This is a genomic window from Kitasatospora sp. NPDC058243, assembly GCF_042882025.1.
GTDB lineage: Bacteria > Actinomycetota > Actinomycetes > Streptomycetales > Streptomycetaceae > Kitasatospora.
On the sequence record NZ_JBHVWW010000177.1, the window covers coordinates 1 to 1,075 of the forward strand.

The 1,075-nt window shown below is 68.7% G+C and carries 2 protein-coding genes; one reads left to right on the forward strand and one right to left on the reverse strand.

All coding sequences use genetic code 11. From position 1 onward, the window contains the following. The coding region (locus ACFVX9_RS39905) for an electron transfer flavoprotein subunit alpha/FixB family protein (RefSeq protein WP_387987240.1) at positions 1-278 on the forward strand (278 nt) is incomplete at its 5' end. Between the two features lie 93 nt (positions 279-371). Here the strand turns inward: ACFVX9_RS39905 and ACFVX9_RS39910 are convergent. Next, a complete protein-coding gene (locus ACFVX9_RS39910) occupies positions 372-806 on the reverse strand; it encodes a hypothetical protein (RefSeq protein WP_063346949.1) in 435 nt (144 codons plus the stop codon). Between the last annotated feature and the right edge of the window lie 269 nt (positions 807-1,075).

Genomic DNA, 1,075 nt, shown 5'->3' on the forward strand with positions numbered 1-1,075 from the left:
CCGTCGGTGCCTCGCGTGCCGCCGTCGACGCGGGCTGGTACCCGCACAGCAACCAGGTCGGCCAGACCGGCAAGCAGGTCTCGCCGCAGCTGTACGTGGCCAACGGCATCTCGGGCGCCATCCAGCACCGGGCGGGCATGCAGACCTCGAAGACCATCGTCGCGGTCAACAAGGACCCGGAGGCCCCGATCTTCGAGCTGGCGGACTACGGCGTGGTCGGCGACCTGTTCGCCGTGCTGCCGCAGCTGACCGCCGAGGTGAAGTCCCGCAAGGGCTGATCCCCGCGCACCACATGGCGGAGGGCGTGGCACCGAGTACCCGGTGCCACGCCCTCCGGCGTGTGGCGGACGCTATCCGCCGTGCGGTGGACGCTATTCGGCGAAGGCCGCGAGGTGCTGGGTGAACCCGCCCTGGACGGGCGGCAGCGGGCGCGGCTCGACGTCCACCGGCGGCTGCGGCCCCTCCATCGGCAGCAGCCGCAGCTCGGGCTGCTCGGAGCCGGGGGCGGACAGCAGCCGCACCCGCGTCCCGACCGGGACGGTGCTGCGCAGCCCGTCGACGATGCACCAGACGTCGAAGCCCTCGGCCATCCGGATCAGGGACTTCTGGCGGACCAGCGGCGTCCGGGCCTGCTCGACCTCGCAGCGTCGGACGACACCGGTGCCCTCGCTGGGCTCCAGCCGCAGCTCGGTGGAGCCGCAGGTGGGGCAGAGCAGCCGCTGGAAGGTCGGGTTGCAGCACCACGAGCAGCGCTGGAAGTACAGCGTGGTGCTCCGGGTGTCGGCATCGATGGCTGAGTGGACCACGCTGTCATCTCCCTGCGCTCGGACCGGCTTGTTCGGCAGAAGTTCGGCAGAAAAAAGGATAGGGAACTCAGTGCCGCCATGTGAAGGCACTGAGTTCCCTTTTTGCCGCGTAGGTGCATAATGAAGGGTACTGAGTACCGTCGTGAAACAGGAGTGGCGATCATGAGCCAGGAGTTCGATCTCTTCCGTATCTCCGAGGAGCACGAGATGCTCCGTGAGGCGGTGCGTTCGCTGGCTGAGGCGAAGATCGCTCCGTTCGCGGCGGAGGT